The organism is Curtobacterium sp. AC272 (assembly GCF_979258155.1).
The window spans coordinates 2,973,073-2,999,622 of the sequence record NZ_OZ409838.1; the positions used below are offsets into that span (position 1 = coordinate 2,973,073).

The window sequence follows — 26,550 nt, forward strand, 5'->3', positions numbered from 1 at the left end:
CGCGTCGTCGGTCGGCGGTGGCGTCGCGCGCTCCGCTCGTCCTGCTGGCGCCCGCGGCGATCCTCCTGCTCGCGCTCGTCGTCTACCCGCTCGTCCGGCTCGTCGTCATCTCGTTCCAGGACTACGGGCTCCGGGCGATCTTCACCGGGGAAGCCGGGTTCGCCGGCGTCTCGAACTACACGAACGTCCTGACCGACGCCTCGTTCTGGCCGGTCATCCTGCGCACCGTCCTGGTCACCGGGGCGATGGTGCTCGGCACGATCGTCATCGGGATGGGCGTCGCGCAGCTGCTGACCCGACTCGGCGTCGCGATGCGCACCGTGGTCAGCGTCGTGCTCGTGCTGGCGTGGGCGATGCCGAACGTCGCTTCGAGCCTGGTGTGGCAGTGGCTGTTCCAGCCCTTCTACGGGGTGCTCAACTGGCTCATCACGCAGCTGCGGGTGTTCGGCGACCACACGCAGGACAACTGGGCGTCGCACCCCGGGCAGGCGTACACGATCGTGCTCACGCTCGTGATCTGGCAGGCCGTGCCGTTCGTCGCCCTGACGCTCTACGCCGCACAGTCGCAGATCGCGCCGGAGTACTACGAGGCCGGGGCGCTCGACGGCGCCTCGACCTGGACGATGTACCGCGCGATCACGCTGCCGGCCCTCGCCCCGACGCTGCTGCTCGTGTCGATCCTGTCGGTGATCTGGGACTTCAACGTCTTCAACCAGATCTGGTTGCTCACGAGGGGCGGCCCGGAAGAGGCCACCCTGACGCTCGGCATCTGGACGTTCGTGAAGTCGTTCGTCTCCAACGCGTACGGCCAGGGCGCCGCGATCGCCGTCATCTCGACCGTGATCCTCGGCGCGCTCACCAGCTACTACATCCGCCGGCTCGTCCGCAGCGGGGAGGAGGACCTGTGACCGTCCCGAGTGCTGCGCCGGTCTCTGCGCCGGTTCCCGTGCGTTCGCGGAAGCGGAAGCCGCGCGTGGTCGCGAACACCATCGCGGTGGTGTTCTGCCTGGTGTGGGTGTTCCCGATCTACTGGATGGTCAACACCGCCTTCAAGCCGGCGGACGAGGTCACCACCATGACCCCGATCTGGGCGCCGCTGCACCCCACGCTCGACAACTTCACCCGCGCGCTCACACAAGAGGGCTTCCTGGTCTACCTGCGGAACTCGACCATCGTCGTGGTGGCCGCCGTCCTGCTGTCGATCGTGGTCGGGTTCCTGGCCTCGGCGGCGCTGTCGCGGTTCCGATTCCGCGGGCGGCGGGCGATCCTGGTCGGCATCCTGTTCGTGCAGATGATCCCGTCGGGCGCGCTGCTCATCCCGCTGTTCCTGTCGTTCCAGACACTCGGCCTGCTCAACAGCTACGTCGGGCTGATCCTGGCCTACGTCGCGAGCGTGCTGCCGTTCTCGATCTGGGTGATGCGCGGGTTCTTCGTGGCTGTACCCGTCGAGATCGAGGAGGCCGCGAAGGTCGACGGGGCCGGCACTTTCCGGATCCTGTGGAGTGTGCTGTTCCCGCTCGTGATGCCGGGGGTCATCGCCACGAGCGTGTTCGCGTTCATCGCGGCGTGGAACGACTACCTGATCGCGTACGTGATGCTCAAGGACCAGGGGATGTACACGCTGCCGGTCTGGCTCGCGGGCTTCTCGACGAACAAGGGCACGGACTTCGGTGGGTTGATGGCGGCGAGTGTGCTGTTCTCGATCCCCGTGGTCGTCTTCTTCCTCATCGTGCAGCGTCGGCTCGTCAGCGGTATGACCGCGGGAGCCGTCAAGGGCTGACCCGCTCGACCGAACACCCCGTCGCACACACGCGGCGGGGTGTTCGTGCGTGTGGGGTGGTCGTGCGGGTCGGGTGGTCGTGCGTGTGGGGTGTTCGTGAGCAGGTGCCCGGCCGCAGGTGATCGCTCGCGCTGACACGCCCGGTGCCGGGCGCCGAGGTTCCACGACTCGCCGCGAGTGGGTCGCCGCGGTTCCACGGACGGGCTGTGGGCGCCGCGAGATGCCGAGATTTCGGAACCTCGGGGGAAGGGGACGCGGGGCGGGGTGGTTGTGTTTATGTGGGTTTGTGGCTTATGGTTCCTGAAACCCACGGGAACGAAGGAGTTCGGGCATGTACGCAACCGAGCGGCACGACGCGATCGCAGCAGCGCTGCAGGACGCCGGCCGGGTCTCCGTCGCCGATCTGGCCGAGCACTTCGACGTCACCACCGAGACCGTGCGCCGTGACCTCGACACCCTCGAGTCCGCCGGGGTCCTGCGCCGCGTGCACGGGGAGCGGTGCCGATCGGCCGCTCGAGCGTCGTCGAACTCTCCGTTGCCGAGCGCGAGGGGCAGCACGGTTCCGCGAAGTCCGAGATCGCCCGCGCCGCGATGCGCCTGGTGCCCTCGACCTTCACGGGCTCGATCGCGATCGACGCCGGCACCACCTGCGCCGCCGTCGCCGCCGAACTCGCCCGGTGGGAACCCGCCACCGCCGGCGCGACCCTCACCGTCATCACGAACTCCGTCCCGATCGCCGCGACCCTGCAGCACAGCGAGCACGTCGAGCTGCACCTGCTCGGTGGCCGGGTGCGCGGGGTCACGAGCGCCGCCGTCGGGACCGCCACCGTCGAGCAGATCAGCGCCCTGCGGCCCGACATCGCGTTCGTCGGCACGAACGGCCTGTCCGCCGGCTTCGGGTTGAGCACCCCGGACGAGTACGAGGCCGCGGTCAAGGGCGCCTACGTCCTCGCCGCCCGCCGAGCCGTCGTGCTCGCCGACGCCGCGAAGCACGGGGTCGAGGCCCTGATGCGCTTCGCCCGGCTCGACGAGATCGACACCGTGGTCACCGACCAGGAGCCGCCGGCCGACCTCGCCGGTGCCCTGACCGACGCCGACGTCGAGGTCGTGGTCGCATGAGCCGCCGCATCGTCACCGTCACGCCGAACCCGAGCCTCGACCGCACCATCGAGCTCTCCGGCGAACTGCAGCGCGGCGCCGTCCAGCGCGCCACCCGCTCCACCGCGGAGCCCGGCGGCAAGGGCGTCAACGTGTCCCGGGTCGTGGTCGCGAGCGGCGAGGACACCATCGCCGTGCTGCCCGGCGACGAGCTCGACCCCGTGCTGCTCGGGCTCGCCACGCGCGGCATCCCGACCGCCGCCCTGCCGATCGGTGCGCCGCTCCGCTCGAACGTCACCGTGACCGAGCCGACCGGCACCACCACGAAGCTCAACGAGCCCGGGCCGTCGCTCGCCGGTCGGCTGGACGACCTGGCCGACCTGGTCGCCGACACGGCCGCGGCGACCGCCACCGGACCCGCCGCCCGCTGGGTGGTCTTCGCCGGATCGCTCCCGCCCGGACTCCCCGACGACGCGCTCGCCGTGCTCGTCCGCGCCGTCCGTGCACGCCACGGCGAGGACGTCCGGATCGCGGTCGACTCGTCCGGCGTCCCGTTCACCGCCCTGCTGCAGTCCGGCGAGCGGATCGACCTGGTCAAGCCGAACGCCGAGGAGCTCGCCGAGGTCGTCGGCGGCGACCCGGACACCTACGAGCAGGACCTCGACGCCGCCGTGGCCGCTGCAGAGCGCCTGCGAGACCGGAACGTCGGCTCGGTCCTGCTGACCCTCGGCAGTGCCGGCGCCGTGCTGGTGTCCGATGAGGGTGCCTTCGCCGCCGCAGCACCGCGGATCGTCGCCCGCTCCACCGTCGGCGCGGGGGACTCCTCGCTCGCGGGCTACCTGCTCGCCGAGGTGGCCGGAGCGTCGCCCGAGCTGCGCCTGGCCCAGGCCGTCGCGACCGGAGCCGCCGCCGCCGCCCTGCCCGGCAGTGACGTGCCCGCCCTCGACCACACCGACCCGACGGCGATCTCGGTCCGGGTGCTCACCACGCACCCGGCACCCGAGCCCGCCTGACCCCGCCCGACCCCGCCCCAGCCAGCCAGAACACCCCCACTCCCCGAACACCTGCACGACCCGCGCGACCAGCGCCATTGCGAAGGAGCAAGCACATGTCCGCAGACTCGAGTCCGCGCCTCATCAGCGCCCAGCTCGTCGGCCTCGACGAGGACCTCGGTGCCACCTCGGCCGACGTCATCCGCGTCCTCGCCGACCGCGTCGCCGCGACCGGCCGCGCCGCCGACGGCCGGGTCCTGGCCGAGGACGCCATCAAGCGCGAGGCCAGCGTCGGCACCGGCGTGCCCGGTGGCATCGCGATCCCGCACGCCCGTTCGGCGTCGGTGTCCGAGCCGACCCTGGCGTTCGCTCGCCTCGCCCGGAAGGTGTCGTTCGGCGCCCCGGACGGCGACGCCGACATCGTCTTCATGATCGCCGTGCCCGAGGGCGCCGACAAGGACCACCTGACGGTCCTCTCGACCCTGGCCCGTGCGCTCATCCGTGACGACTTCACCGCCGCCCTGCGCGCCGCAGCCACCCCGGACGAGATCGTCCAGCTCGTCGACCGCGAGGTGAGCGGCGAGGTGTCCGAAGCCGGCGTCGGGAAGGCGAGCAGTGCCTCCAGTCCGACCGCCGCATCGGCGCCGGGCCGCAAGGTCTTCGTCGGCGTCACCGCCTGCCCGACCGGCATCGCGCACACCTACATGGCGGCTGACGCCCTCGTCGCCGCGGCGCAGCGCGCCGGCGCCGAGATGCACGTCGAGACCCAGGGATCCTCGCAGGTCGAGCCCCTCGACCCAGCACTCATCGCCCGCGCCGACGCCGTCGTGTTCGCGGTCGACGTCGACGTCCGCGACCGCGGTCGCTTCGCCGGGAAGCCGCTCGTGTCCGGACCCGTCAAGCGCGGCGTCGACGAGCCCGACAAGATGATCGCCGAGGCCATCCGCGCCTCGGACGACCCGAACGCCGCACGTGTCCAGGGCGGCGCAGCCGTCGACGGTGGATCCACCGCCAAGAACGAGCACTTCGGCCAGGCGCTCAAGCGCTGGCTGCTCACCGGCGTCAGCTACATGATCCCGTTCGTCGCGGGCGGCGGGCTGCTCATCGCGCTCGGCTTCCTGCTCGCCGGGTACGGCATCGCGCTCACCCACGGAGACGACGGCGTGAACAACGCGGTCTTCGCGCTCCAGCACTACAACCTGGTCGACCTGCCGCCGGAGGGGCTGCGCTACTACCTCGGTGCCGCCGCGTTCCAGATCGGCTCCGTGTCGCTCGGCTTCCTCGTCGCAGCGCTCGCCGGCTACATCGCCTACGCGATGGCCGACCGACCCGGCATCGCGCCCGGCTTCGTCGCCGGTTCCATCGCCGTCTTCATGAACGCCGGGTTCCTCGGCGGTCTGATCGGTGGCCTCATCGCCGGTGCCGCCGCGTACTGGATCGGTCGCATCCCGACGTGGCGCTGGCTGCGTGGCCTCATGCCCGTCGTGATCATCCCGCTGTTCGCCTCGATCATCGCCTCCGGCCTCATGCTGCTCGTGCTCGGTGGGCCGATCGCCTGGCTCATGACCCAGCTGACCGAGTTCCTCAACTCGCTGTCCGGCGCCTCGGCGATCCTGCTCGGCATCATCCTCGGCCTGATGATGGCCTTCGACCTCGGCGGACCGGTCAACAAGGTCGCCTACGCGTTCGCCGTCGCCGGGCTCGGTGCCGGGACCGCCACCAACGTCGTGCCGTTCGAGATCATGGCCGCCGTCATGGCCGCCGGCATGGTGCCGCCGCTCGCGCTGGCACTCGCGTCGACCGTCCTGTACCGCAAGGGGTTCACGAAGCCCGAGCGCGAGAACGGCAAGGCCGCCTGGCTGCTCGGGGCGTCCTTCATCTCCGAGGGGGCGATCCCCTTCGCGGCCGCCGACCCGCTTCGCGTGATCCCGGCGTCGATGGTCGGTGCCGCGGTCACGGGTGCGATCTCGATGGCGGCCGGCGTGACTTCGCGGGCGCCGCACGGTGGGATCTTCGTGTTCTTCGCCATCGGGGACGTCGCGATGTTCATCGTCGCGATCCTGGCCGGCACGATCGTGTCCGCGCTGGTCCTGGTCGGGCTGAAGAAGTGGGTGCGTCGGGCCCCGGCGGCGGACGCCGCCGTGTCCGAGACGGCCGACGACCGCGTGGCCGTCGCCGTGTAGTCGACGTCACCACCTGTCGGACGGGAGGCCCGGTGCCAGCTGGCACCGGGCCTCCCGTCCGTGGTCGCGACCACCCCGCGAGGTTCCGAGATCTCGGAACCTCGCGGGCCTGCGGGGCCGTTCGTGGAACCTCGGCGGAAGTGAGCGGCGAGTCGTGGAACCTCAGCGCGGCGCGCGAGCGTGCGCGCGAGGCCCGCGCCCGCGCGTGCCCGGTGCCCTACTCCGCGATGTTGGCCGTGACCGCGTCGATGTAGGCGGCGCGGTCCTCGCGCGAGTGCGGCCGCCCCGGGACGCCCGGACGCTGCTCCCACGGGAAGGGCCCGGCCTCGTGCCGGTACTCGATGCCCATCGCCTCGAGCCGTGCGGTGTGCTCGGCGAGCCGGCCGCGGAACTCGGCGATGTCGCGGGGACCCGTGACGTCGGCCGACCAGAGCGCCTCGGCCAACGCCGCCACCCGCGGGAACAGCTGGTAGTCGAGCTTCCGGGCGGTGTCGACGTGCTCTGTCCACATGTTGCCCTGGCCGCCGATGACGTGGGCGCGCTCGGACTCGGTCAGGCCGGACGGCACCGGGTCGAACCCGAAGACGTCGTCGACCGTCAGCACGATGGACACCGGGATCGGCTCGGTCGCCAGGTCGCTCTGGCGGTAGTCGAGGTAGGCCTGGTCGTCGGGCGACGAGATGACGTCGTGTCCGCGCTTCGCCGCCGTCCGGGCGCCGGTCAGACCGCGCCACGACACGATGGTCGCCGAGGGGTCGAGGGTGCCGCCCTCGAGGATCTCGTCCCAGCCGAACGCCTGCCGCCCGTGCGAGGCGACGTGCGCTGCGAGCTGCCCGATGATCCAGGCCTGCAGCTGCTCTTCGTCCTCGAGTCCGAGCGAACGCATGCGCTCCTGCGTGCGGGGGTCCTCGACCCACTGCACCTTCGGGCACTCGTCGCCGCCGATGCCGATGTAGCGCGAGGGGAAGAGCGCGATGACCTCGTCGAGGACGTCCTTGAAGAAGTCGACGGTGCTGTCGTCAGCGTTCAGGACGTCGTCGGCGATGCCCCACTCGGTCCAGACCTCCACCGGCCTCTCGGGGTGCACACCGAGCGACGGGTAGGCGGCCAACGCGGCACGGACGTGTCCGGGCGTCTCGATCTCGGGGACGACGGTGACGAACCGGTCTGCCGCGTAGGCGACGATCTCGCGGATGTCGTCCTGCGTGTAGTAGCCGCCGTGCGGGCGGCCGTCGAACGATGCCGGGCGCAGCACGCCGTCGGCGTCGGGGACGTGTGCGCCCACCTGGGACTCGCGACGCCACGACCCGACCTCGGTCAGGCGCGGGTACTTCCGGATCTCGATGCGCCAGCCCTGGTCCTCGGTGAGGTGGAAGTGCAGCCGGTTGATCCGGTGCGCCGCGAGCTGGTCGACGACGCGCATGACCTCGTGCTTGGTGCGGAAGTGCCGGGCGACGTCGAGCATGACGCCGCGCCAGGCGAAGGCGGGGGCGTCCTCGATGATGGTGGACGGGACGGACCACGGCCCGGTGCCGACGCGGCCGCTGCGGTAGACGTCGGCGGGCAGCAGCTGGAGGAGCGCCTGGACGCCGTAGAAGACGCCGGCGGCCGAGCCGCCCGCGACGTCCACGCCGTCGGGGGTGACGGTCAGGCGGAAGGACTCGGCGCGCTCGCCCTCGGGCGACGGCGGGCCGGCGGGCAGGGAGGGATCGTCGGTGACGCGCAGCGAGATGACGCCCGTCCGGACCGACACGTCGGCGGAGGCCGCCCCGTCTTCCGCTGCGTCGCGGACCGGCTGGCCGGTCGACGCCCGGAGCGTCTGCTGCAGGTACAGTCGGACCGATCCGCTCGCTGCGTCGGCTGCGATGCGGGTCGACGGGGTGATCTCGAAGGCGCCGGTGCCGGGGACGGCGCGGCGCGGTCGTGGGATGAGCATGTCGGAGTCCACCATTCCTCAATGATCTTTCGTAATGTGGAGGCTATGGCCGTGGACGAGACCGTGTCAACGATCCCGAGTGTCGTGGGGACGACGCCGGGCGTGCTCCGACTCATGAACTCCCGGGCCATCCTCGACGAGCTCCTGCGCGACGACGCGTCGCGCACCGTGACCGAGCTCAGCCGCACCGTCGGGCTCTCCCGCCCCACGGTCGAGGCGGCGCTCGGAGACCTGGTCGACGAGGGCTGGGTGACCGAGGCCGAAGCGATCGCCACCCCGAACAAGGCCGGCCGCCGCGCCAAGCGCTTCGCCGCGGACGCCACCGCCGGTTCCGTGCTCGGCGTCGACCTCGGACTGCACGGCATCGTCGGCATCCGCGCCGACCTGCGCGGGAACACCCTCACCCGGGTCGAGGAGCGCTACGCCGACCTCGCCGACGCGGAGCAGGCCTGGACGAGCGTGCAGGACGTCGTCCGCCGCCTGACGGCCGACTCCGAGGCGTCCCCGGTCCTCGCCGCCACGTTCGGTGTCCCCGCCGTCGTCGACCGCGCCGGCGAGATCGACTACACGGTCGCGGTGCCCGAGTGGGTCGAGCGCCGCGTGCCCGGCCGGATCCAGGACCTCTTCCCCGGCATCGCGACGTTCTTCGACAACGACGCCAAGCTCGCCGCCACCGCCGAGGCGATGTGGGGGCGCTTCAGAGGCGTCCAGGACGGCCTGTACCTGGTGATGGGCCGGCAGATCGGCGCGGCCTACGTCATCGACGGGGCGTTGGCGCGCGGGGCGCGCGGTGCGGCTGGCGAGATGGGCGGCCTTGCCTCGACCGGGTGGCCCGGTGCGCCGGCCCGCCTGGAGGCCCGGATCACGTCCGACACGGACCTCGAGTCGGTCTTCGCCGCGGCCGGGCGCGGGAGCGCAGCACCGGGCCACGTCGGCGATGGCGTTCCGGATCCGGCGGCGGTCGACGTCGTCCGTGCATTCGCGGACGACGTGGCACCGGGCGTCGTGCAGCTCGTCACGACGATCGACCCTGAGGTCGTGGTCGTCGGGGGCGAGGTCCTGCCGGCGGCGCCGGTGTTCGCCGAGGCGCTCGCCGCGGTGGTCACGCCCCAGCTCCGGCACCCCGTCGAGATCGTGCCGTCGACGGTCGGTCGTGACGCCGTCGCCCGCGGTGCCCTCGCGCGGTCGTTGACGCACGTGCGGAGCTCGCACATGGGACTCGGCTGACGTTCAGGTACCGCGCCGGGTCCTGACAGGGCGCTCAGGGATGCTGGGGGCATGACGACTGCCGTGACCGCCCGTGCCATGACCGTCGCCACCGGCGACTCCACCGCTCCCTCGGACCTGGGCGGACTCTCCGGCCTCGTACTCCAGATCATCGACGCCCTGGGGGAGTGGGGCGTCGCGCTCATGCTCTTCATCGAGACGGTGTTCCCGCCGATCCCGTCCGAGGTCATCCTGCCGCTGGCCGGGTTCCTGGCGGGTGCCGGGCAGATGAACCTCGTGCTCGTCCTCGTGCTGGCGACGCTCGGGTCCTACCTCGGGGCGCTGGTGCTCTACTGGCTCGGCGCGAAGATCGGGTTCGAGCGCACCACACGGTGGTTCGGCAAGCTCCCCCTGGTCGACGAGGACGACTTCCGCAAGGCCGCCGCGTGGTTCCACCGGCACGGCAAGAGCGCGGTGTTCTTCGGTCGTTTCGTCCCGATCGTGCGCAGCCTCATCTCCCTGCCCGCGGGCGCCGACCGCATGCACCTCGGCACGTTCTCGGTGTTCACGATCATCGCGAGCGGCATCTGGAACAGCGCCCTCGTGCTGCTCGGTGCCGCGTTCGGCTCGCAGTACGACCGCGTCGAGCAGTACACCGAGTGGATCGACCGGGTGCTCTACGTCGCGATCGCCGTCGTCGTGGTGACGTTCGTGGTCCGGCGGGTCCGACGGTGGCGGGCAGACCGTCGCGCGGACGGGGGTGGCAACGGCAACGGCAACGGCAACGGCAACGGCGACGGTGCCGCGAGCGGGGGCGCACGAGGTCGTCGTCGCGCCGAGCCCGCCCGCGACTGAGCCGGTCGTCGTCAGGCCTTGGTCAGCGCCGACTCCTTGTGCGCGGCCTGTTTGCCGCTCTTCTCCGACTCGACGATCCAGTACGGATCGTCGTCGGTCGGCTTGAACGTCTGACCGTCGAACTCGAAGTCGCTGGTGCGCTTCTGCACGAGTTTCCCGGTCGTCTTCCCTTGCGAGGTGTTCCAGTGCACCTCGTCACCTTTCGTCAGTGCCATCGCTGTCCTCCTTGCGTGATCGCTCACCCTGGTCGGAGGTCGAACGGTACCCTGATGCATCCGCATGAACACAGGGAAGTACGCCGATCACGATGTCATAACACCCGCCCAAAACGGGAGTCGGACGCGTACCGTTTCTCGTGAGCCAACACGCCGGCAGCAGCCGCGGAACCTGCGGCTCCCGACGGAACGACGGACACCATGACCCTGCTCGACGGCTTGCGGACGGAGACGGTCCTGTCGGGCCGGTACCGGCTGGTGAAGCTCATCGGCACGGGTGGCATGGGGACCGTCTACGAAGCCCGCGACGAGCACACCTACCGCGCCGTCGCCGTGAAGCTCTTCGCGACGCCGGACAAGATGACGACGGCCGACCGCGTCCGGCAGGAGCGCGAGATCCGGCTCCTCAGCATGCTGTCGCACCCCGGGCTCATCCCGCTCTACGACGCCGGCACGCACGACTTCCCCGACGGCCCGCACCGGTTCATCGTGATGGAGCTCATCGCCGACACGACGCTGCTGCGCCGGTTGTCCGAGGGGGCCCTGCACAACTACGAGGTGGCCGACCTCGGCGCCCAGCTCGCCGACGCCCTGGCCTACGTGCACTCGCGCGGCATCGTGCACCGGGACGTCAAGCCCGCCAACATCCTGATCAGCGACGAGGGGTCGTCCGGCTTCGCCCGGACCGTGAAGCTCACCGACTTCGGTGTCGCGCACTTCGTCGACGGCTCCCGCCTGACGAACGACGGCACGATCATCGGCACGGCGGCGTACCTGAGTCCCGAGCAGGTCGCCGGTGAACCGATCAGCTTCGCCACCGACGTGTACTCGCTCGGACTGGTGCTGCTCGAGTCCCTGACCGGCAAGCAGGAGTACTCGGGCACCCTGATCGAGGCGGCACTGGCCCGCCTGCGGCACGACCCCGAGATCCCGGACGACGTCGCCTCGGAGTGGCGCGAACTGCTCAGCCGGATGACCGCCCGCGACCCGGAGCGTCGTCCGACCGCGGTGGCGATCGCGAACGCCCTGCGGGGCGGCTCCACGCAGGTCACCGGCCCCGTGCCGCTCGGACCGGAGCGGGTCAAGCACCAGCGCGACCACCGGATGCACCGTGCGGCCCACCGGCACGCGAAGCGCGGCACCTTCTCGGCCGTCCGCCGCTGGCGCCGTCGGAACGTGCTCGTGGGCTCGTTCGCGGCGTTCGGCGTGCTGGTCGCGTGCGGCTCCGCCTACGTCGCGGGCATGCTGCACTGACGTCGCCCGCGCGTCCCGTTCGTCCGTGGTCCCTGGCAGGATGGACAGCATGACCGACCAGCGCTGGATCAAGATCTGCGGCCTGTCGACGCCCGACACCGTGGACGCCGCCGTCGACGCGGGCGCCGACGCAGTCGGGTTCGTCTTCGCCGCGAACAGCCCCCGCACCGTGACGGCCGACCTGGCGAAGGAACTCGTCGAGCGGCTGCCGGACGGCATCGACGCCGTGGGGGTCTTCCGCGACCAGAAGATCGACGAGATCGTCGGCATCGCGTCCGAGGTCGGGCTCACCACCCTGCAGTTGCACGGTGGCGAGGCCGCGACCGACTTCGCCCGAGCCCGCGACGCCGGCTTCTTCACCATCCGGGCCCTCGCGGCCGAGGACTACCTGCGCGAGACCGCCGAGCAGCGCGCCTCGTACGACCACGACCTGCTGTTGCTCGACGCCGCCGTGCCGGGCAGCGGTCGGCTGATCGACCCCGCCGTGATCGAGGGCGGGATCGACGAGGCCTGGATCCTGGCGGGTGGGCTCACCCCCGCCAACGTCGTCGCCGCGGTCGAGGCGCTCGACCCCGACGGCGTCGACGTGTCGAGCGGCGTCGAGTCGGAGCGCGGGGTCAAGGACCCGGCGAAGATCCGCGCCTTCGTCGAGGCCGTCCGCAGCCTGGGCTGAGCGCGGGGTCAGCGCAGGGTCGGGATGAGCTCGGTCAGGAAGGCGTCGGTGTCCTCCCACCCCTCGACCGCGTGGCACGGCACACCGAGGGCCTTCACCGGGTAGTCGTTGCCCTCGGGGTCGAGCCGGTCGCCGACGAAGAGCATGTCGTCGAGCGCGATGCCGGTGATCTCGGCGAGACGCTGCATGCCGTACGCCTTGTCGATGCCCTTGCGGGTGATGTCGACGCTGGTCGAGCCGCCGGACCGCACCTCGAGGTCGGGGAGCTCCGCCTGCGCCCGGCGACGCAGGTCGTCCTTCTTCGCGCCGGTCGGGTCCCACTGCTTCTTGACGTCGACCGGCGCGGCCTGGCCGAGCGCGGAGAAGGTGATCTGCGACCCGCGGTCCTCGAGGATGTCGCCCCAGGTCTCGGACTCCCAGTAGCCGGCGTCCTTCGCGACGGACTCGACCGCTGCGAGGGCGCGTGCCTTCTGGTCGTCGGTGAGGTCCTCGGCGTACTGCAGGGCCCAGTCGTCGTCGGACCAGCGGTAGTACCGCGTGCCGCACGTCGGCAGCAGGTGCAGGTCGTCGAGGGTCAGCCCGTCACGGTGACGGAGCGGGGTGACGAGCTGCTGCTCGAACTGCGTGAAGTTGCCACCGGAGATGACCGCGACCGGCACGACCTCGAGCAGGGACGCGAAGGTCTCGAGCATGCGGGGGTCGAGGGAGGACTTCGACGGGGCGAGGGTGTCGTCCAGGTCGAAGGCGACGAGGCGGGGCGTGGTCATGCCCCGATCCTGCCAGAGGCCACCGATCACGTGCCGGGTGCGGTGTTCACCGCACGCGACTGCTGCGCGATGTCTGCGGGGTCACGCGGGTCAGGCGCGGTGCGTCGCGGGGACCCGGTCGCGGTCGTACGTGATGTCCGTGTAGCCGTGCGGCGCCGGGTTGCCGTCGTCGTCGAGGTTCACGAACACGACCTCGTCGATGGTGAGGATGCTGCGGTGCGTGAAGAGGTTCCGCGCCTCGGCCCGCATCGTGAGCGAGCTGCGGCCGAAGCGGGTGGCGACGAGGCCGATCTCGACGATGTCGCCCTCCTTCGCCGAGGACACGAACTCGATCTCCGACATGTACTTCGTGACGACCTTGCCGTTGCCGAGCTGGATGATCGCGTAGACCGCGGCCTCTTCGTCGATCCAGCGGAGCAGGCTGCCGCCGAACAGGGTGCCGTTGGCGTTCAGGTCCTCGGGGCGGACCCACTTGCGGGTGTAGAAGTTCATCTCGGGCTGCATGTCACGACATACTACGCGGCAGCGCCCGCTCCCTGGACGGGAGCGGGCGCTGCCGCGTATGTCGCGAGGACTACTCCTTGACGAGCACGACCTCGTCGAGGGGCAGGCGGGTGCGCGGTGCGACCTCGCGCTCAGCCGCCTTCTCGTCGAGCTGCGACGGGTGCGCGACGGTGCCGATGGCCGTCACGGTGAAGGGCAGGAAGCGCTCCGGCAGGTCGAACGCGGCGCGGAGGCCGGCGGCGTCGATGCCCGCCATCTGGTGCACGTGCAGGCCCTCGGCGTGCGCCTGGACGGTGAGGGCTGCGAGCGACTGGCCGAGGTCGTACTGCGCGAAGGGACGCTCGTCGCCGTCCTCGGTCACGGTCTCGAGCACGCCGACGACGAGGGCGCTGGTGCGGAAGGCCCAGGCGGCGTTGAAGCCGAGCAGGTTCTCGTTGATCTTGCGGAACGTCTCGGTGCCACGACGGCCCGCGATGAAGCGGCGGGGCTGGAAGTTCATCGCCGACGCGGCCCAGCGAGCGGCCTCGAGGACGGCGTCGAACTGCTCGTCCGAGATCGTCGCGGTCTCGTCGTAGGAACGGGGGCTCCAGCGCTCTTCGAGCAGGGGCACGAGTGGCTGGCTGGAGTCGGTGGACCGGGTGAGGGTGTCGGCGTTCGTCGAGGTCATGGTGCCTGCAACGGTATTCGATGCGAACGCATTTCCGACCTGAGCGACGTCACATGGTGCAAGGATGGACGCGATGGGTGGCGTGTTGACCGGCTTCGCGATCATCGGCGCGATCATCGCCGGTGGGTACGTCGTCGGGCGCATCGGACTGCTCGGCCCGCACGCGCAGTTCGTGATGAGTCGCCTCGCGTTCTTCGTGCTCATGCCCTGCCTGCTCTTCCACACCATCGCCTCGGCCGACATCGAGTCGCTGCTGTCCCCGATGCTCTGGGTCTCGCTGCTGACCGCGGCCGTCGTCGCACTCGGAGCGGCGGCCGTCTTCCGGTTCGTGCTGCGGCGACCGGTCACCACCACCACGGTCGGGGCCCTGGCCGCGAGCTACGTCAACGCGAACAACATCGGCCTGCCGGTCGCCGTCTACGTGCTCGGGCAGGCGACCGCGGTCGTGCCGGTGATCCTGCTGCAGCTCATCGTCATCGCGCCGGTCGCGTTGACGATCCTCGACGCCGCGACCTCCGGTGCGGGCGGCTGGGGACGCCGGATCTCCGGGCCGTTCCGGAACCCGATCATCATCGCCTCGCTGGTCGGCCTGGTGTTCTCGGCGACCGGCATCACGCTGCCCGACCCCGTGCTCGAGCCGTTCTCGCTGGTCGGCGCGGCTGCCGTGCCCGTCGTCCTGCTGTCGTTCGGGATGAGCCTGCACGGCGCCGCGCCGCTGCGGGACCCGGCGATCCGGACGGACGTCATCGTGGCGTCGTCGATCAAGCTCGTGGTGATGCCGGCGGTCGCGTACGTGTTCGCACGGTTCGTGTTCGGGCTCGGCGACCAGGACGTGTTCGTGCTCACCACCCTGGCGGCGTTGCCGGCGGCACAGAACGTGTTCAACTACGCGCAGCGCTACGACGCGGCGGTCCCGGTCGCCCGCGACGTGGTGCTCCTCTCGACGATCGGCTCGGTCCCCGTCCTGGTCGCGATCGCCGCGCTGCTGCACCCGTAGCGCGCCGTGGGCGCACCGCGAGGCGGACGGGAGGCCCGTGGCGGGGCCGCACCGTGCCTCCCGTCCGCCGTGGGGTCGCGTGCACCGCGGATGGTGAGCAAGAATGGTCGGTTCGCGGTCACCGACCCGACCAATGCTGCTCACGAAGCGCATCGGGGGCGCGCGTACGCTGACACCCACGGGGCGGACCCGCCTCGGGACCACGACGGACGGAGACCTCCGATGGACACGATGGCGATGATGAAGAACATGTCGATGACGGACATGCCCATGGAGATGGACATGGACGTGATGCAGGACACGATGATGGCGATGAACGCCGCGTCGATGGCCGCGACGATGTGCTCCGCGAGCGACATGCGCATGGGCGGCGACATGGCCACGTGCGCCGCGATGTGCTCCAACACGGCGATGATGGCCGACACCGGCATGCGGATGATGATGCGTCCGGCCGGCATGGACCTGCCGAGCATGCAGGCGATGCTCATGGCCGTGATGACGATGGGCACGATGTGCGCCGCCGAGTGCCGGCAGCACATGGAGATGGACGAGTCGTGCCGCTACTGCGCCATGGCCTGCGACGAGATGGTCGCGAAGTGCGAGGCGATGCTCGCCTCGATGTCGGCCTGAGCCGACGGACTCCTACGCGCTGCGTGCCGTGGTCTGACGACCGCCGGCACTGAGGATCTCCGCCACCGGGTGGTGGGCGATCGGGTCGCCGACCGACAGGAAGGCGTCGGCGTCCGCCACCCGGAGCTGGGTCACGCCGCCGTCCAGGAACACCACGACGGCGTCGGCGGGGCGGGTCTCGACGACGATGCCGTCGCGCCAGGCGCCGGGGGCCGCGTTCGCCATGACGCGCTGGATGGGAAGGATCGTCGTGCGGGACATGGCTTCACCTGCTCTCGAAGGGGTTCGGTGCAGGAAATCTACGTCGGCGCTGTCACCTGCTCAACGAGGGCGGACGCCGGGCGTAACAGAACGCGTCACGACCGTGTGACCGCTCAGAAGATCATCGGTCGGTCGTCGTCGAGCGACGTGTCCAGGTCGAGGTCGACCACCACGGGGACGTGGTCGCTCGGGGCGTCACCCTTCCGCTCGTTGCGGTGGATCGAGGCATCGGTGACGACGTCGGCGAAGGCCTGGGAGCCCATCACGAAGTCGATGCGCATGCCCTCGTTGCGCGGGAACCGCAGCTGCTTGTAGTCCCAGTAGGTGTAGCCGTCGGGGACGATCGGCCGGACGACGTCCTGCAGCCCCTTCGCCTCGAACGCCCGGAACGCGGCGCGCTCGGGTTCGCTGACGTGGGTGTGCCCCTCGAACACGCGGACGTCCCACACGTCGGTGTCGAGCGGTGCGACGTTCCAGTCGCCCATCAGCGCGAGCGGGGTCTCCGGCGACGCGGCGATCCACTCGGCGGTGCGGTCGGCCAGCTGCGCGAGCCAGTCGAGCTTGTAGGTGTAGTGCGGGTCGCCGACCTCGCGCCCGTTCGGCACGTACAGGCTCCAGAGCCGCACTCCGTCGACGGTGACGCCGATGGCCCGGGCCTCGACGGGCAGGTCCGGCCCCTCGTGCCCCTTGAGGAAGCCGGGCTGGCCGGGGAAGTCGCGCGTCACGTCCTCCATCGGCAGCCGACTGGCGAACGCGACACCGTTCCACTGGTTCAGGCCGTGCGCCTCGACGTGGTAGCCGGCGTCCTCGAACGCCTGCACCGGGAACTGCTCCGGCTTGCACTTGATCTCCTGCATGCCGAGGACGTCGACGTCCTCGCGCACCAGCCAGTCGACGACCCGCCCCACTCGGGTGCGGACGGAGTTCACGTTCCAGGTCGCCACGCGCATGGCATCGAACCTACCGGGGACGACCGACCCCGCCGTGCAGCGCGCCGCCTGCCGCTCTCGGGCGCAGCGCGGCACGATGGTGTTCGCTGGAAGTCCAGCAAGCGAGCGCAGGAGGCACTGATGGCATCGACGACGAACCGCGTCGACGGGACCGTGACGACCGGCACCACGACCGGCACCACCACCACGCAGGTCACGGCCAAGGGCAAGACGATCATCGACGACACCGTCGTCGCCAAGGTCGCGGGCATCGCCGCGCGTGACGTCCCCGGCGTCTACGCCCTCGGCGGGAACGCCTCGCGGGCGTTCGGCGCCATCCGCGACGCGATCGGCTCGAGCGCGCTCGGCCAGGGCGTCCGCGTCGAGGTCGGCGAGACCCAGGTCGCCGTCGACCTGACGATCGTCGTGGACTACCCGATCCCGATGATGGACGTCGCGTCCGCTGTGCGCGCCGCCGTCACGAGCGCCGTCACCGAGCTCGTCGGGCTCGAGGTCACCGAGGTCAACATCGCGATCAACGACGTCAACATCCCGGCACTGAACGGCACCGCCGACGACCTCGACGGCGACGTCCGCGAGGGCCGGGTCCGGTGAACGCCACCGTCGTCGGGATGGGCGTCGGCGCCCTCCTCGCGATCGTCGCGGTGACCCTCGGGTTCTGGGCGTTCGTGGTCGTCGCCGTCTGCATGGCCGTCGGCGGCCTGGTCGCCCGCATCGTCGCCGGTGACGTCGACGTGCGTCGCCTGGTCGACGTGCTGCGCGGACGCCGGAGCTCGTCGTGACCGACGCCGCCGTCGCCACGGTCGGCGACAGCGGCGTCCGGCTCCGCGGCTCCGACCGCATCGGCACGTCGGCGCTGGTGCACACCGCGCAGGCGGTCGCCTCCGAAGCGCTGCGTGTGGCCTTCCGGGAGGTCCGTGCCCGGGTCTCCGACGACGGCCGCGGCGCGCTGGCGGTCGAGATCACCGCCCCGCTCACCCTGCCCGTGCTGGGGAGCCACGCGGTCCCCGACGAACCCGTCGTCACGAGCGCGCACCGGGCCCGCGGCACGATCGCCGAGCGCCTCCGGACCATCACCGGCCGACAGGTGTCCCGGGTGACCGTGACGTTCGCGTCGTCGGTCGTCGACGTCCCTCGGAGGGTCCGGTGACCGCCGTGGACGACCGGACCGCATCGGTTCCCGAAGCCGGCCCCGCCCCGTCGACCGAGCACGCCGCCACGTACCGCCGTCTGCTCCGCCGCGAGACCCACGTGTCCCGGTCGGGTGCCGTCGTCATCGCGATGCTCATCACCCTCGTGCTCGCCGCCGCCGCCGTCTTCGCCGGTGCCCTCGTGCTGCTCGACCAGAACGTCCTCGGCGTCGACCCGCGCGCCGTGGTGGACGCCGCCCTCGCCGCGCCGGACGGCCTCGACAGCACGCTCGTCGTCGGGATCGCCGCGATCGTCGCACTCGTCGGTCTGGTGTTCCTGCTGCAGGGGCTCCTGCCGCAGCGGCGTCCGCGCCACGCGATGGCATCCGACCGGCTCGCCGTCGTGGTCGACGACGAGGTGCTCGCCTCCGCCGCGGCACGTGCCGCCCGTTCCGTCACACGGCTCGGGCCGGACGCTGCCGCCGGCACCGTGGGCCGCCGGACCGTCGAGGTGGTGCTGCGCCCCGCCGCCGGTGTGGACGTGCCCGCGGTCGCCGCGACCGAGGCCGTCGAGCACGAGTTCGCCGCGATCGACGCGCTCCCCGCCCTCGCTGCACGGGTGCGCGTCCAGCCGACCGGACGGGTCGACGGATGAACGCGACCAACCGCGGGCTCGGCCGGACGGCGCTCGTCGTCGTCGGGCTCGTCCTGCTCGTCGCCGGGGTCGGTGCGATCCTGGTGCAGACGGCCCAGGGCCTGCCGCTCGTGGCGTCCTGGTGGCGCACGGGCGGCGATGCACTCGCGGGCCTCGGCACGGACACGTCGCGCGATGACTCCCTGTTGTCGTGGACGTGGGTGCTCGGCGGCGGGGTCGTCGTCGGCATCCTGGCGATCGTGGTGCTGACGACGCTCGGCGGTGGCCGTGCGGGCACCGTCGTCGAGAGCGACGGATCAGCTGACGGCGTCGCCGGTTCGGTGCGCGTCGAGTCCACGGCCGTGCAGCATGCGCTGTCATCGGCGATCGGGGAGCTGCCGCAGGTGGCCTCGCTCGCGGTCGACGTCTACCGCGTCCGCGGCGGCCGGGCGATCCGGGTGCGGGTCCGTCCGCGCCGGGGTGCCTCACCGCGCGAGGTCACCGAACGGGTGGAGGCCGTCGTGGCCGACCTGGACGCACTGCTCGGCGAACGCCTGCCGGTCCTGCTCGAGATCGCGCGCGGTGGGGCCGGGTCCTCGCGCCCGGACCGCGTGCACTAGGGCCGTCGTGGTGCGGTCGATCGGCGGGCTGCCCGAGCCGGACTCCGTCGTCCCCGTGCCGCGGGTGGTCGCGGAGGCCGCCCGGGGCCGCGAGGTCGCCCTCGTCTGGCGCAACGAGATCGGGGGCACGACCTTCCGGATCGGCCCGGACGAGCACGCCGACGAGTTCGTCAAGGTCCTGCCGCACGCCTACGGCCGGTGGATCGACAGCGAGGCCGCGCGACTTAAGTGGGCGTCACGGTACGCGCGGGTGCCCGAGGTGCTCGACCACGGCGCCGACGACGAGGGCGTCTGGCTGCACACCCGCGCCGTCCCCGGGTGGAGTGCCGTCGACCCGCGCTGGCACGACGAACCCCGGACCGCGGTGATCGCGGTCGGCGAGGGGCTCCGCGCATTCCACGACACCCTGCCGGTGGACGACTGCCCCTTCGTGTGGTCGACCGTGGCGCGGCTCGACCGGGCCCGCGCGGCGGGTGCCGACACGGATCGTCTCGGGCCGGAGCCTCCCGCGACCTGACGGTGGTGTGCCACGGGGACCCGTGCACGCCGAACACGCTCATCGGTGCCGACGGTCGGTGGAGCGGGCACGTCGACCTGGACGCCACGGGTGTCGCGGATCGATGGGCCGACCTGGCGGTGGCGACGATGGCGCTCGGGTGGAACTACGGGCCCGGGTGGGGGCCGTTGTTCCACGAGGCGTACGGGGTGCCCGACGACCCAGAGCGGACGGACTGGTACCGGGCGCTCTGGAACGCCGACGTGGACGACGTCTGAGTGACCCGGGGGTGTGCCGTATCTGCAGTGTCAGATCTTGGGCTTGTTGACGATGGGGTCGTCCCACTCGGGGAAGTCCGGGTACACACCCGAGCGGGACCGATCCGGGAACGTGACGGTCGAGCGCCCGTAGATGGCAGTGGAGAGGGCGTTGGAGTCGTTGGTCCAGAAGGGTTCGCTGTAGATGGTGAGGGGGTTGTCGCCGTTCTCCTGGGCGGTGTACTGGATCTGCCAGCCGTCGCCGGTGGTGGCCCAGACTTCTCGGTCCCCGGTGATGGTGCGGTGTTCGATGGTCCAGCCCTGGTCGGTGAAGTAGTCGATCATCGGTTGCAGGTCGCGTTCCTGGTCGATGGCGCCAGGCGGGGACCAGAGCCGGGTGCTGCTCATGTCGTAGCTGTTCTGGGTGTCCGACCCCGGCAGTGGGGCGACGCCGTCCCCACCGATCAACGGCAGGTCGTCGCCGCCGCCCCACTCCCATTCGCCGTCGTGGACCTGCAGCTGCGCATCTTTGAGGAGTCGTTGCATGTGTTCGTAGTGGTCGCGGAAGGCGTCGAACTCCTGGTGCAGGGACATCTCCGCGACGTCGTCCTGGGTCAGACCGGCTGCGTCGGTGGGCATCTGGTCTCCTCCTGCTGCGCACGCGGCCACTAGGGTCAGCAGGGTCAGCGCCAGGGCCGCAGCGGCGGGGATGCGAGGCACCGTTCAGATCTTCGGCGGGTTGACGATCGGGTCGTCCCACGAGGGGAGATCGGGGTACACGCCCGGCAACGACTGGTCGGGGAAGTCAGCCAGGGAACGGCCGGCGACGGCCCGCCGGAGCTTGTGGCCGTCGTTGGTCCAGAACAGTTCGCTGTAGACCTCGAGGGTGTAGCGGCCGTTTTCCTGAGCGGTGTAGATGAGTTGCCAGCCGCCGCCGGTGTACCCCCAGAGCTCGTGGTCGCCGGTGATGTCGCGTTGCCCGATGGTCCAGCCCTGGTCGGTGAAGTAGTCGATCATCGGTTGCAGGTCGCGCTCATCGCCTGTGGCGCCGGGCGGTGACCAGAGTCGTCCGCTGCGCACGTAGTAGCTGTTCTTCGTGTCCGCGCCCGGCAGTGGGGCGACGCCGTCCCCTCCGATCAGCGGCAGGTCGTCGCCGCCAGCCCACTTCCATTCGCCGTCGTGGACCTGCAGCTGCGCATCTTCGAGGAGTCGTTGCATGTGTTCGTAGTGGTCGCGGAAGGCGTCGAACTCTTGGTGCAGGGACATCTCCGCGACGTCGTCCTGGGTCAGGCCGGCTGCGTCGGTGGGCATCTGGTCTCCTCCTGCTGCGCACCCAGTCAGCAGTCCCAGGGAGAGGACTGCCGTCGTGATGGTGCGGAGCATCGATTGCATGGTGTTCATCATGGCTTCCCGGTGGCGATGATCTTCGCGATCGTCCGCTGTGAAGTCGCATCGGGGGACAAGTAGCCGACACCCCCGGCTTCTGGGTACATGTCGTGGCCGGTGACCGCTTTCGTGCCCCGGGCGGATCCCGCACTGAACGTGTCCACGTCGGGCAGATCGCGGGGATCGCTGCGCCCGATCCGGCCGAGGATCGCGGTGTGGTCGTTGGCGCCTTCGGTGGCGTAGACCCGATCGACGTTCAAGTGCTCAGGTCTCGTGGTGTCGGCGAACCCGACCGATCCGTACGTGACGAACGAGTCCACGCGGTGCCGGTTCTGCGCGAGTGCCTCGGCCGCCGTGGTGGAGCCGTACGAGTGCCCGAGGACCGTGACAGATCGCGGCGCTGTGCCGCGGCTGTCGTGGATGCCGTCGAGGAACGACGCGAGGTTCGCCCCGCCAGCGTACGCACGGTCCTGGCGCGGGACCTCGATGACACCTGGGGCGCGGTACCCGAGCCAGGACACGACCGCGAAGGAGTCTTCCGCGGATCCTCTCTGCCCAGCCGCGAAGAGGAGCTCGTTGGCGGCGCGGACCTTCTCACCCATGCTGTCGAGCGTGGTCATCGCACCCGGCACGTTGACGGTCACGTTCGACGCCGTGTCCAGGTCGCCGAGCGCGACGGCGGCGACGAGCGCCCCGTTCGAGACGCCGAACCCGACGAGCTGCGCCACGGCCGTTGATGGTTTCCGGATACCCCGAGCCAAGTCGTCGGCGTCCCGCAGTCCGTCACGGAGCGCGATGACCTGCTCTCGGAACTCGTCGAGGCTGACCGCCCCGTAGGTGTACGCCAGCCCCATCAGCCGGTACAGCCGCTCTGGATCCCGCACGGCTGCGGAGAGGACTGCGCGAGATGCGATGTCGCGTTGCGCCGCCGGGACCCCGTCGAGTCCCGCGAACTGCAGCTGCGTGGTGAGCGGCAGCGCGCGGACGTCGGCGTCGGTGAAGCCGAGCGCGGCCCAGGCCGCTGCGACCTCGGCCGGTGTCAGGGAGGGATCGAGCAGCCGCTGCAGCCCTGGCGGGAGTGTCGACGCCGCGGCAGCGTCGAGCGCGGTGTTCGCCAGGGAGCCCCCGCCGGCAGCGCTGAAGGCGTCCGCGATCCGGTCGACCCAGGACGCGTCCTCGGCGTTCTCGGCGAGGTAGTCGCCGAACCCGCCCGGCAGCGTGGCACCGTCGATGGGGACCCAGCTGCAGCGGCTCGTGAACGCGGTCCAGGCGTTGCGCACCCGGACCAGGTCCTGTTCCGTCGAGGCGTCCTGTGCTCGGGCGGTCGCGCTGAACTGCCGCAGCCTGGTCGGATCAGCACTGCTGCGTCCGCCGGAGCGACCACCGCCGGTGCGCTGGCGGGCCTGGGCGCTGAAGGTCGCGGACACCGGGGACGGGCGCTTCGGTGTGCTCGACGGCTTCGGGTCGAAGACCGCACTGCTCCAGTCGAGTACGGGCTGCATCGGCACGCCGCCAGCGGTGCGCACGAGCTCACGGTCGGCCTCGCGCTGCCGCCACGAAGCCAGGTCGGCCAGGCGCTGCCGTTCCTCGTCCGCTTGCCGCTGGGCGATCCGAAGCTGGTCGACCATCGCCTCGAGCCCCTTCGCGAGCCGGATGCGGTCGGTCGACTCCGTCAGCCGTGCGGCCTCGAACAGGCGTGCGTACGCACCGTCGAAATCGAGCAGCGCAGCCTCGGCATTGCTCCGGCGCGGTGCGGCGCTGGCACGCAGGGTCATCGCCACCTCCACCGCGCAGTCGACCAACCGCGATGCCGCTGCGTCGTCGAACTCGATCCCCATCGTCCCCCCACCATCCGAAATGACCGATGTGGGAAACGTAGCATTTCAGCGGTGCAGTGTGAAATTGCTGAGACGCGACTGTAGAGAACAGCAAACCGCCGCCCGCGGGGAGCGGACGGCGGTTTGCGTGCCATCGGAGGGACTAGAAGGCGACGCCCCGCGCGGACATGAACGGCACCGGGTCGGTCGTGGCGCCGTTGATGTGCACCTCGACGTGGCTGTGGCACCCGGTGGAGGCGCCGGTCGAACCGACGAGGGCGATGAGCTGCCCCGCCGAGACCTGCTGTCCCGGGCTGACCCGGAACCCACCGTTGACGATGTGACCGTAGGCCGTCTTCACGCCGTTGCCGTGGTTGATGCGGACGTAGTTGCCGTAGCCGCCGTACCAGCCGACGTAGTCGATGGTGCCGGCGGACGCCGCGACGATGGGCGTCGAGCAGCCGCTGGCGAGGTCGGTGCCGTCGTGCTTGGTGACGATCCCGGTGATCGGGTGCACGCGGTAGCCGTACGGGCTGATCACGTAGCCGCTGGCCGGGCGGACCCAGCCCTGGCCGCCGCCCGAGCCGGCGGAACCGCCACTGCCCGATCCGCTGCTGCCGGAGCCGCCACCACCGCCGGACGATCCGCTGCCGGCGTTGGCTGCCGCTGCGGCTGCGAGGGCTCGTGCCGCTCGGGCTTCGGCCTCGCGCGCAGCCTTGGCTTCCGCCGCCTTGCGGATCTGCTCGCCCTTGGCGAACTCGGCCTCGGTCCGGACGCGGCCGGAGACCAGGGTCGCGAGCTGCGCGTCGAGACGGGCCTTGTTCGACTGCTGCTCGTCGTAGGCGGTCTGCACGGCATCGGACGCAGCCTGGGCTTCCTGCATGCGGGCCTCGGCCTTCGCGGCGAGCCGCTCGAGCTCCCCAGCAGCGCGGTCGGCCTGGGCCTCGAGCGAACGAGTGACGCCGGCGTCGACGGCCGCGGCGGCCTGCACACGGTCGGCCTGTTCGGACAGCTTGCTCAGCGCACCGAGGTCGTAGAGCAGGTCGCGGGCGTCCTCGCCCTTGGTGAGCACCGAGGTCGTGACGTCGGCGCCGCCGGAGCGGGCCATCTGCGCGGCGAACTGGCCGGCCTGCGCGGCGCTCTGCTCGGCGACCTTCGCGTGCTCGTCCGCCTTCGCGCGGAGCTGCTGCTCTTCCTCCGCCTTCTCCTGCGAGACGGCCTGGGCCTTGAAGAAGACGTCGCCGAGCTCCTGCGCCTTCGCCTGTGCTGCCTCGACCTTGGCGTCGAGGTCGCTGATGATGCCCTTGATCTCGGTGATCTGCCCCTGCTTCGCGGATTCCTTGCCGCGGGCGTTCTCGACCTCGTCCCACGTGGGGTAGGTCACCGCCTGGGCGGCGGGAGCATCGACGACGACCGTGCCGACGAGGCCCGCGAGTGCCAGTCCGGTGACGGCGAGGCGGAGGCGCACGGAGGCACGAGGGGTGCGGTGGCTGGTGGGGCGAGACATCGACCATGAGCCTATACATCCGTACAGAGAAGATCGGACGCCGACGCGCCGCTGTGGACAACTCCTAGAACCCGCGCTCCTGACGGATCTCGTCCGCGCTGCCGACCACGTCGCGCCGGAGGACGTCCGCACCGGAGGTCCCCGCGTAGTCGTAGACGTCGAAGCCCGTGCAGTGCGTGATCGTCGCCGGGGCACCGAGGGAGTCCTCGACCGCGGTGGTCCACAGGTCGTGGGACCCGACCACCACGAACGTCGGGTCGGCGTCGCGGTAGGCCCCGAGGTCGACGAGCCACGGGTACGTGTCGAAGGTGTCGCGGACCTGCAGCAGCTGCACGTTCGTCGCGGAGTACGTGGCGAGCGGCCGCACCGTCCAGAACTGCCCGACCCCGGTGACCGACCGTCCGTCCGCCCAGCGGTCCAGGCAGGACGACGGGCTGTACCGGGCCGTGGCGACGGCGTGCGCGGTGCTCGGTGCGGTGGCGACCCCGGCGGCGAGGACGGCGACGGCGGCGATCGCGACGGTGGCCCGGACCCCGCGGAACGGCCGGTGCACGCGGGTGCGGCGGACCGCGGTGCGCGTGAGCTCGGCCACCGCGACGAGGGCCAGCAGCGGTGCGGTGACGACGGGCTCGAGGTACCGCGGCGTCTCCGACCCGACGAGGACCACCCCGATCGACGCCGCGACCACGGTCACCAGGGGCAACGCGGTCGCGACGAGCACGGTGCGCGCGGTCCGGACCCGCCAGGCCCACACCGTGCCGCCGACGGTGACGAGCACCCCGACGAACATCAGGAACAGCCCGGCGTCGCCCGCGGCCGTGCCGGCCCGCACGTCGGTCAGCGCCGCGAAGAACTGCAGGGTCTCCACGGCGCGCGACGGCTGGACGTAGGTGGACGGGTCGAGCGACACGAAGGGCTGCAGCGGGATCCGCACCAGGTACCCGAGCAGCGACCCGACCGTCACGGTGCCGGACAGCAGCAGCGCGGGACGCCACCCCACCCGGCGCACCGCCGCCAGCAGCACGAGCGTGACGACGACGGGTGCGGCCGACCACGGCACGTACAGCGGGTTCGACGCGGTCGTGCAGAGCGCCACCAGCCCGAGCACCACGAGCACGACGACGGACGCCCGCCCGACCCGCACGGCGCGGAGCACGAGCACCGCGGTGCCGAGGATCGCCAGCACCACGCCGTAGTAGTACGTCGTGGTCAGCAGCAGGGACGCCAGCTCGAGCGACGTCGCGGTACCCGACGACTCCGTCAGCACCAGCAGGGTCACGAACGCCACGCTCACCGCCGACACCGTGATGCGGGCCGCTCGTCCGGCCGACGGCATGAGCTCGTTCGCGGCAGCCCGCACCAGTGCGTACACGGCCAGCAGGACGAGCACCCCGTTCAGCGCTAGGGCCTGCTGCGGGGTACCCGTGACGAGGGCGCAGAGCAGGTAGACCGGCAACTCGGGGAAGAAGAACAGCGCCGGGGACATCGCCCACTCGAACGGCTGCCCGAGCTGCATCGACCGGTGCACCAGGGGCAGCAGCACCGAGTCGCCGTCGTACCAGAGCAAGGCGACCCGTTCCGTGGCGACGACGTGGCGGAGGGCGATGACGGCCAGGGCCAGCGCGACCAGGGCGCCCAGGGCCTCCCGTCCGATCGCCCCGGCCACGCCGCCGGACCGACGGCCGCCGGACGGAGCCGGCGCCACGGCGGAGCGACGCGGTGCTCGGGGCATGTC

29 protein-coding genes and 1 pseudogene are annotated in these 26,550 nt (G+C 71.2%); 18 read left to right on the forward strand and 12 right to left on the reverse strand.

The features are described 5' to 3' along the window. The first annotated feature begins 17 nt into the window (after window positions 1–17). The 5 genes and pseudogenes from ACZZ0J_RS15290 (at window position 18) to ACZZ0J_RS15310 (ending at window position 6,053) form a co-directional block, all read left to right on the forward strand. Window positions 18–908, forward strand: a complete 891-nt coding sequence (locus tag ACZZ0J_RS15290) for a carbohydrate ABC transporter permease (RefSeq protein ID WP_159574236.1) — start codon at window positions 18–20, stop codon at window positions 906–908. Window positions 909–973: 65 nt separating this feature from the next. Continuing rightward, window positions 974–1,780 (forward strand): carbohydrate ABC transporter permease, encoded by an 807-nt coding sequence (locus ACZZ0J_RS15295; protein WP_240347571.1) that lies wholly within the window; start codon window positions 974–976, stop codon window positions 1,778–1,780. A gap of 331 nt (window positions 1,781–2,111) precedes the next feature. Continuing rightward, window positions 2,112–2,899, forward strand: a pseudogene (locus ACZZ0J_RS15300) (DeoR/GlpR family DNA-binding transcription regulator). Beyond that, window positions 2,896–3,891: a 1-phosphofructokinase family hexose kinase gene (locus ACZZ0J_RS15305; protein ID WP_463437583.1), complete on the forward strand. Its 996-nt coding sequence runs from the start codon at window positions 2,896–2,898 to the stop codon at window positions 3,889–3,891. Before ACZZ0J_RS15300 ends, ACZZ0J_RS15305 begins: the two are co-directional and overlap by 4 nt. A 95-nt stretch (window positions 3,892–3,986) precedes the next feature. Further along, window positions 3,987–6,053, forward strand: a complete 2,067-nt coding sequence (locus ACZZ0J_RS15310; RefSeq protein WP_463437584.1) for a PTS fructose transporter subunit IIABC — start codon at window positions 3,987–3,989, stop codon at window positions 6,051–6,053. Between the two features lie 217 nt (window positions 6,054–6,270). Here the strand turns inward: ACZZ0J_RS15310 and ACZZ0J_RS15315 are convergent, their stop codons facing one another. Continuing rightward, a complete protein-coding gene (locus tag ACZZ0J_RS15315; protein ID WP_463437585.1) occupies window positions 6,271–8,004 on the reverse strand; it encodes a beta-N-acetylhexosaminidase in 1,734 nt (577 codons plus the stop codon). Between the two features lie 36 nt (window positions 8,005–8,040). Here ACZZ0J_RS15315 and ACZZ0J_RS15320 point away from each other — a divergent pair, with 36 nt between their 5' ends. Both ACZZ0J_RS15320 and ACZZ0J_RS15325 read left to right on the forward strand, forming a co-directional pair. After that, window positions 8,041–9,216 (forward strand): ROK family transcriptional regulator, encoded by a 1,176-nt coding sequence (locus ACZZ0J_RS15320; RefSeq protein WP_463437586.1) that lies wholly within the window; start codon window positions 8,041–8,043, stop codon window positions 9,214–9,216. 51 nt (window positions 9,217–9,267) lie between these two features. Further along, on the forward strand, window positions 9,268–10,050 hold the full coding sequence (locus tag ACZZ0J_RS15325; RefSeq protein ID WP_194648446.1) for a DedA family protein: 783 nt from the start codon (window positions 9,268–9,270) through the stop codon (window positions 10,048–10,050). 11 nt (window positions 10,051–10,061) lie between these two features. On the opposite strand, the gene ACZZ0J_RS15330 is transcribed toward ACZZ0J_RS15325, so the two are convergent. Then, complete coding sequence (locus ACZZ0J_RS15330) at window positions 10,062–10,265, reverse strand: hypervirulence associated TUDOR domain-containing protein (protein ID WP_194648447.1); 204 nt, start codon at window positions 10,263–10,265, stop codon at window positions 10,062–10,064. Between the two features lie 201 nt (window positions 10,266–10,466). Here ACZZ0J_RS15330 and ACZZ0J_RS15335 point away from each other — a divergent pair, with 201 nt between their 5' ends. Both ACZZ0J_RS15335 and ACZZ0J_RS15340 read left to right on the forward strand, forming a co-directional pair. Then, the gene (locus ACZZ0J_RS15335) at window positions 10,467–11,519 is read left to right on the forward strand and encodes a serine/threonine-protein kinase (RefSeq protein WP_123293556.1); all 1,053 of its coding nucleotides are present in this window, start codon (window positions 10,467–10,469) and stop codon (window positions 11,517–11,519) included. 49 nt (window positions 11,520–11,568) lie between these two features. After that, window positions 11,569–12,192: a phosphoribosylanthranilate isomerase gene (locus ACZZ0J_RS15340; protein WP_123293557.1), complete on the forward strand. Its 624-nt coding sequence runs from the start codon at window positions 11,569–11,571 to the stop codon at window positions 12,190–12,192. Between the two features lie 8 nt (window positions 12,193–12,200). Here ACZZ0J_RS15340 and ACZZ0J_RS15345 read toward each other — a convergent pair whose 3' ends face one another. The 3 genes from ACZZ0J_RS15345 to ACZZ0J_RS15355 form a co-directional block, all read right to left on the reverse strand. Then, entirely contained in the window at window positions 12,201–12,959 is a 759-nt protein-coding gene (locus tag ACZZ0J_RS15345) for an HAD-IIB family hydrolase (protein ID WP_463437587.1), read from the reverse strand. 90 nt (window positions 12,960–13,049) lie between these two features. Further along, window positions 13,050–13,463: an acyl-CoA thioesterase gene (locus tag ACZZ0J_RS15350; protein WP_111086180.1), complete on the reverse strand. Its 414-nt coding sequence runs from the start codon at window positions 13,461–13,463 to the stop codon at window positions 13,050–13,052. Between the two features lie 70 nt (window positions 13,464–13,533). Next, window positions 13,534–14,130: a nitroreductase family protein gene (locus ACZZ0J_RS15355; protein ID WP_463437588.1), complete on the reverse strand. Its 597-nt coding sequence runs from the start codon at window positions 14,128–14,130 to the stop codon at window positions 13,534–13,536. A 73-nt stretch (window positions 14,131–14,203) separates the two neighbouring features. Between ACZZ0J_RS15355 and ACZZ0J_RS15360 the strand changes: the two genes are divergently transcribed. Together ACZZ0J_RS15360 and ACZZ0J_RS15365 are read left to right on the forward strand one after the other, a co-directional pair. After that, a complete protein-coding gene (locus ACZZ0J_RS15360) occupies window positions 14,204–15,127 on the forward strand; it encodes an AEC family transporter (protein ID WP_463437589.1) in 924 nt (307 codons plus the stop codon). A 222-nt stretch (window positions 15,128–15,349) separates the two neighbouring features. Further along, window positions 15,350–15,757, forward strand: coding sequence for an aldehyde dehydrogenase (locus ACZZ0J_RS15365; protein WP_463437590.1), 408 nt, complete (start codon window positions 15,350–15,352; stop codon window positions 15,755–15,757). Between the two features lie 12 nt (window positions 15,758–15,769). Here ACZZ0J_RS15365 and ACZZ0J_RS15370 read toward each other — a convergent pair whose 3' ends face one another. Both ACZZ0J_RS15370 and ACZZ0J_RS15375 read right to left on the reverse strand, forming a co-directional pair. Then, window positions 15,770–16,018, reverse strand: a complete 249-nt coding sequence (locus ACZZ0J_RS15370) for a nuclease (protein ID WP_132100702.1) — start codon at window positions 16,016–16,018, stop codon at window positions 15,770–15,772. 113 nt (window positions 16,019–16,131) lie between these two features. Continuing rightward, window positions 16,132–16,968: an exodeoxyribonuclease III gene (locus ACZZ0J_RS15375; protein ID WP_123937444.1), complete on the reverse strand. Its 837-nt coding sequence runs from the start codon at window positions 16,966–16,968 to the stop codon at window positions 16,132–16,134. Window positions 16,969–17,088: 120 nt separating this feature from the next. On the opposite strand from ACZZ0J_RS15375, the gene ACZZ0J_RS15380 reads away from it, so the two are divergent. Genes ACZZ0J_RS15380 through ACZZ0J_RS15410 form a run of 7 tightly spaced genes read left to right on the forward strand, consistent with a single transcriptional unit; the run spans window position 17,089 to window position 20,126 of the window. Further along, complete coding sequence (locus ACZZ0J_RS15380) at window positions 17,089–17,562, forward strand: Asp23/Gls24 family envelope stress response protein (protein ID WP_123937445.1); 474 nt, start codon at window positions 17,089–17,091, stop codon at window positions 17,560–17,562. Further along, entirely contained in the window at window positions 17,559–17,750 is a 192-nt protein-coding gene (locus tag ACZZ0J_RS15385; RefSeq protein WP_111086173.1) for a DUF2273 domain-containing protein, read from the forward strand. The genes ACZZ0J_RS15380 and ACZZ0J_RS15385 overlap by 4 nt, the downstream gene beginning before the upstream one ends. Further along, entirely contained in the window at window positions 17,747–18,118 is a 372-nt protein-coding gene (locus ACZZ0J_RS15390; protein WP_194648456.1) for a hypothetical protein, read from the forward strand. Before ACZZ0J_RS15385 ends, ACZZ0J_RS15390 begins: the two co-directional genes overlap by 4 nt. Further along, window positions 18,115–18,753 (forward strand): hypothetical protein, encoded by a 639-nt coding sequence (locus tag ACZZ0J_RS15395; protein WP_463437591.1) that lies wholly within the window; start codon window positions 18,115–18,117, stop codon window positions 18,751–18,753. Before ACZZ0J_RS15390 ends, ACZZ0J_RS15395 begins: the two co-directional genes overlap by 4 nt. After that, window positions 18,750–19,352: a hypothetical protein gene (locus ACZZ0J_RS15400; protein ID WP_463437592.1), complete on the forward strand. Its 603-nt coding sequence runs from the start codon at window positions 18,750–18,752 to the stop codon at window positions 19,350–19,352. The genes ACZZ0J_RS15395 and ACZZ0J_RS15400 overlap by 4 nt, the downstream gene beginning before the upstream one ends. A gap of 10 nt (window positions 19,353–19,362) precedes the next feature. Beyond that, complete coding sequence (locus ACZZ0J_RS15405) at window positions 19,363–19,869, forward strand: protein kinase family protein (protein ID WP_463437593.1); 507 nt, start codon at window positions 19,363–19,365, stop codon at window positions 19,867–19,869. A gap of 2 nt (window positions 19,870–19,871) precedes the next feature. Beyond that, on the forward strand, window positions 19,872–20,126 hold the full coding sequence (locus tag ACZZ0J_RS15410; RefSeq protein WP_463437594.1) for a phosphotransferase: 255 nt from the start codon (window positions 19,872–19,874) through the stop codon (window positions 20,124–20,126). A 30-nt stretch (window positions 20,127–20,156) separates the two neighbouring features. Here ACZZ0J_RS15410 and ACZZ0J_RS15415 read toward each other — a convergent pair whose 3' ends face one another. The 5 genes from ACZZ0J_RS15415 to ACZZ0J_RS15435 all read right to left on the reverse strand — a co-directional run bounded on the left by ACZZ0J_RS15415 (window position 20,157) and on the right by ACZZ0J_RS15435 (window position 26,547). Then, the gene (locus ACZZ0J_RS15415; RefSeq protein ID WP_463437595.1) at window positions 20,157–20,744 is read right to left on the reverse strand and encodes a hypothetical protein; all 588 of its coding nucleotides are present in this window, start codon (window positions 20,742–20,744) and stop codon (window positions 20,157–20,159) included. 84 nt (window positions 20,745–20,828) lie between these two features. Continuing rightward, on the reverse strand, window positions 20,829–21,416 hold the full coding sequence (locus tag ACZZ0J_RS15420; protein ID WP_463437596.1) for a hypothetical protein: 588 nt from the start codon (window positions 21,414–21,416) through the stop codon (window positions 20,829–20,831). An 89-nt stretch (window positions 21,417–21,505) separates the two neighbouring features. Continuing rightward, window positions 21,506–23,329, reverse strand: coding sequence for an alpha/beta hydrolase (locus tag ACZZ0J_RS15425; protein ID WP_463437597.1), 1,824 nt, complete (start codon window positions 23,327–23,329; stop codon window positions 21,506–21,508). 142 nt (window positions 23,330–23,471) lie between these two features. Then, window positions 23,472–24,815 (reverse strand): peptidoglycan DD-metalloendopeptidase family protein, encoded by a 1,344-nt coding sequence (locus tag ACZZ0J_RS15430; RefSeq protein WP_463437598.1) that lies wholly within the window; start codon window positions 24,813–24,815, stop codon window positions 23,472–23,474. Window positions 24,816–24,879: 64 nt separating this feature from the next. After that, the gene (locus ACZZ0J_RS15435) at window positions 24,880–26,547 is read right to left on the reverse strand and encodes a hypothetical protein (RefSeq protein WP_463437599.1); all 1,668 of its coding nucleotides are present in this window, start codon (window positions 26,545–26,547) and stop codon (window positions 24,880–24,882) included. Window positions 26,548–26,550 lie beyond the last annotated feature (3 nt).